Origin of the sequence: Methylobacterium sp. Leaf113, assembly GCF_001423325.1 — a bacterium.
Taxonomy (GTDB): Bacteria; Pseudomonadota; Alphaproteobacteria; order Rhizobiales; family Beijerinckiaceae; genus Methylobacterium.
In genome coordinates this window covers 1-4,733 of the sequence record NZ_LMNJ01000042.1, presented here as the reverse complement: position 1 = coordinate 4,733, position 4,733 = coordinate 1, and the positions used below count along the sequence as shown (strand labels likewise).

At 59.4% G+C, this 4,733-nt stretch carries 1 protein-coding gene; it reads right to left on the bottom strand.

What is annotated here, in order from left to right; genetic code table 11:
• Positions 1-221: 221 nt before the first annotated feature.
• The gene (locus tag ASF60_RS18245) at positions 222-4,313 is read right to left on the bottom strand and encodes a glycosyltransferase (RefSeq protein WP_244478500.1); all 4,092 of its coding nucleotides are present in this window, start codon (positions 4,311-4,313) and stop codon (positions 222-224) included.
• Positions 4,314-4,733 lie beyond the last annotated feature (420 nt).

Below are 4,733 nucleotides of genomic sequence, written 5' to 3'. Positions count from 1 at the left end.
GTGACTGTAGGCACGGGCCATGGCGATCTCCCTGACGAACCTTCAGGGATCAACGCTCACCTCGCCGCAACGACTCAGGGATCGTGGAAAACGCTCTAGTGGGGCGCTACGCGATTAGGCGGGAACAGCATTCGATTGAGAGCCGTTGCAAACGCCGTAGATTGAAAAGGCTATGTGCCCTGTCGCGGTCATCGGATTGCGCCCGCTATAAAGCTGCATCGTCAGGCAAATTTGAGCGCAGACAGCCCGACGTCGAAAGATATCTCCACGTCGAGCAGAGCCTCAGAAGATTCAACGCGGTCGCCCTCAACCAGAGTTTGATGTTCGATCCCGGTCGAAGATTGTACGAGTCTTTGGTAAAGAGCGATGAGGTCATCTCCTTGATCGGCTGCGGTTCGCGCTGGTGTCGCTGGGGCGGGCGGATTCACCACGAAGCGGTCAGGCTGTGCATCGATGCACGCGAGCGCATCCCGTAGACCGTTCTGGGATGCTACGTCGATGCGGAAGCCATTGACTCCATCGATCACTTCCTCGCCGATCGCACCTCGGTTGCCGGCCACCACCCACAGTTTCGATGCTTGGGCCTCCCGGGTAACCAATCCAAAACTTTCCGGCCAAAGCGATGGAGCGAGGAGGACATCCATCCCGGCATAAAGTTCGCCGACACTGTCCTGTGGCACGTTGCCGATGATCCGCACCGGTGTGGTTCCCCACGTTTCTTCGACTACCTGATCTGTCGAGAGCGTATGATCGACCAAGGTAAGGACAAGATTTTGGAAGCGGGACGCTTTCAGGACCGCCTCAATCAGTGTCGCGCCCTTATGCAGCGTGCGGCCGCCGACATGGCCCAGTCGTACTTGCCCTGTTACGCTGGGTTGATGTGCGATCGGTTTCAGCCTCGGGACCCCGTTGGGCACCGCGATCGTTTGGGGGAAGCCTGCCTTCCGATACAGATCGGCGAAGGTTTCCGAGACCGCACAGATTGCTGCCGCGGAATCAAGGGATCGCTTCAGCCGCCGCCGCCTCGCGATCGATGCTGTCGGACCATGCGCGGGATTGACGGCGTCGAGAAGCGGATCGGACGACGGTAGCTGGATCGATCCATCCTGGTCGGTGAGGAACTGGAAGTCGGAGATCCACCAAGCGTCGTGGACCGTGATGACGTAAGGGATTTCGCGTGCTTGCACCGCCTCCACCACCGCCGCGGTAAGGCGCTGTACGCAGTGGAAGTGGACGAGGTCGGGAGTAAACCGATCAAGCAGATCCTCGAACGGCGGCCCCATCTCCGGATTGAACGGACGCCAGTCCATATGCATCTCGGTCGGCGCTCCGATGCGGTAGACGGGCAATCCCCGATAAGCGTCGATGCGCGTACGGTAGGTCGTGCTGGCCTCAAAGTCCGTGGCCGCCACTGCGATCTCGAAACGGTCGCCGGCGTGATCCAAGAGATGGTCGATGTTATCGCGCACGACGCGCGTGGCGCCTCCTACCGTCTGTGGTGGGAAGAAGACGTTCACGACGAGAATGCGCAGTTTCGCGGCACTATCAGTCCGGATTCCGCGCGCCGGTGCGGGACTTGGCTGCGCGTTGGCAACTCCGTTGGTGGGCCAAGTGGACCGGATCGGCCAAATCTGCGCGCGGCTCGCTTCAGATGCTGCTTCCGAAGGATGGATTGGCGATGGCAGGAAATGCCGAAGCGTCTCTACCGCGGCGTCCCGTCCATGATAGGCAATCGCCTTGGCGCGTGCCTGTTCACCGATGTGACGCCGTAGATCCGGATCGGCAATCATAAGTCGAAGCGCTTGCGACCAAGCCTCGGCGGTTTCGGCGAATAGAACTTCTTCCCCGTCGCGAAGGAGTTCGCGGTAGGTCCGAGTTGGGCTGACGATCGAGGGTACACCGCACATGGCGGCTTCGAGCCATTTGATCTCGCTCTTCGCATCCGCGAAGTGGCCGGGAGCAAGAACCGCAAGATTGATGTCGGTACCGGATAAACATTCCCAATAGGCACTCACATCGTCGCTGAAAGGAACCTGGATCACACGGTCTGCGAAGGGCCTAAAGCGATCGTCGAGGTTAAGATAGCCTGCGATCACGAGCCGGATTTGCAAGTGCTCCCCCAGTATCTCGAGTAATGCGGGGGCTGCGAGCTCGGTGAAATCGCGGTTATGAGCACGTGTGCCGGAGCCGTAGAACAGCGTCAGGGCTTTTTCAGAGAACGGCGTGTGCGGGCGCGCAAGAAACGGCAAGTTGCGCGCGTCGAAGCCATTGCGCAGAACGTGACAGGTGCGGGATCGCACCAATGGACGCATTGCCTCGGCGAGTGCCGACGTCGAAGCGAGACCAATATCGCAGGCCTGCAGGGCGTAGCGGAACAGCGGCACATCGTACTGAAGGTTGAGGTGCTGCGATCTGCTGATCTGGCCCTCGAAGCTTTCGAGCGTGTCCGGGTAAACACTGGGGTCGAAGAGTAGGTCATCGATCTCATAGATCGTCGGCAGGCCGAGGGCGCGCGCATAAAGGATCGCGTGAAGCACCCCGGGCCGGGCGGCGACGCGGTAGAAGATGACTGCTGCTGCGTGATCAATCGAGGCGCGGCTCCGCTCGGCATCATGATGGGCGAACACCTCGACGCTCCAGCCGCCATGCTCAAGTTGCTGAACTCTCTGCACGACGCGATAATGTTCGCATTGAGGCAGATCACGGTTTGCAACGATCACGATGTGACCGTTCTTCGGCGCCGCCAGCGGTGCCGGTAATGGGTCAGCCAGGCGGATCAAGTCAGCGGTCTGATCGAGGCAGGCGACGAGCCTCGCGTCCGCTTCGTGGCGCTGCCCATTCGCGTAGAGATCACGCACCTGGAGACTAGCCAAGTCAAACGCCCGAGTGATGGCGCGGTGGGCCGTACGGCGCCAGTGGGGTGAACTGTGCCAGGCCGGTGCCGAGTGTCGGACGCGCTGAACGGCATCGGGCACATCATCTAGATGTTCAAGTAAACCTTCAATGGCGTGGATGTGGCTCCAGACAATCGCACCCGGCGCATCCGCTGCAGCAACAAAGGCACGCGTCGCCTCCTCCACGCGATCGAGCTTGCGCAACGCGTCACCACGACGATGCTGAAGGCGGCCGACGTCGGGGGTGATCCGGAGTGCTCGGCTGTAGGCGCTCTCTGCGGTTCTGGCGTCGTTACGAGCGAGGTAATGCTCTGCAATCTGCTCCAGAAGCTGCGCCGAGCAGCACTGTCGCAGAGACTCAACCTCCGGCACGAGGAAGCCTGTCGTTACGAAATGCTTCAGTGCCTCGAACCGCCCGGCCTTCGGTTCAGGCAGCTTTCTAGGCAACAGGCGGCGGTAATCCTTTTCGTCGAAACATTGCGGGAACGAGTCTTCGCCGAGGAGTTGGATGAGCGCCGAAGCCTCGGTGCCAGGCACGCCCCGCGACATCCCAATGCTGAGCCAATGTCGATAGAGATCGATGTCACTGACGTTTGCTTGACAAGTGCCGAGTTGCTGGCGGTAGAAATCGGGATGGAATTTCAAGCGCATGGCGATGGGAGCGAGGCGGTCGATACCCATCGTCAGGAACAGGACGAGACCATCCATTCGCGACGTCGGTTGCCGCGGTAGCCACGCACCGTTCAGCAGAACGAACTCGTGCAGGACGAACCGGCTGAGCCAGGGGCCTGGCAGCAGATGCACTTGTGCCAGAAGGTCTGCGAAGCGTTCTGGAGGCCTAGCGCGACCAGATCCCCAAGTGTCGATGCCATCCGCCGCGAGCATCCGCGCATAATCTTGCTCGAAGGTGCTAAGGTCCAGGCTGAATGAACGTCCTTCAATACGGCCGAAGCGGAGGTAGTGTTCGCGGAGTTGCCAATGTTTCGTCATACCAGAAAGATCGGCATGTAAAGCCTGGTAATGCTCGGGAACGAAGTGCGGCGGCAGACGACCGTATCGGCTTTCGAGCGTCGAGATCATGACCGCGGCATTGGGGAAGCGGCCCTCATGACGGCCAGAAACGGTATAATGCCGCGTCAGTGCACTGTCATCCGAAAATACGGACAGATCGTTGTAGTAGTCGCGGTAGAAGCCGAGATCGATCTCTTTTGAAGTAGACTCTCCTTCCCCCTCCAGTTCGACATCGAAGTCGAATCTCGGTACGGGACCAGATTGGATTTCTTCTGCTTGTAACAAGCCTCTGTTGGGAAAGAGAGAACGTTGCCTCTTCGACTTCTTTCCGATCATTCCACGGCCCTTGCCGGTGCTGTATAACGCGGAAAGGGCACTCTCCAAGGTCGACCGATAGGTCTTGCGCATCGTTCGATCCTCGCGAGCCTCACTCGACGAGTCATCCCTGCTCTGTCGCTTCGAGGCTCCTCTGATCCTCTGTCTGACGAACCCTCCAGATTCCTACCCACGTCGCACCGTTCGATATTCTGGCGCCTTGGAGCATCGTCCGTGGAAACAACGATCGATCGATTGCAGCACTGTATTTCTTATCCAGGACGGCATCTGTTCCAACTGCTGCGTAGCCCGCCCGCCCGCCCAACGATCCTTACCAATCCGGCATTGGCATTCATCCAGATCAATATTTCTTCTCGTCTTAGGGTGTGAGCCGAACCAAGACGTTGCGAGAATTCTGGTTTTGTGATTCAGAGCCGCCGTTTGCAGCACGGAGGCGGCGATGGCGGACCTGTTCTGGCTCTCGGATGAGCAGTGGGCGGTGATGGAACCGTT

Bases quoted from the DNA above. Each gene is read 5' to 3' on its own strand.
- ASF60_RS18245 (WP_244478500.1), bottom strand. From the start codon at position 4,313: ATGCGCAAGACCTATCGGTCGACCTTGGAGAGTGCCCTTTCCGCGTTA.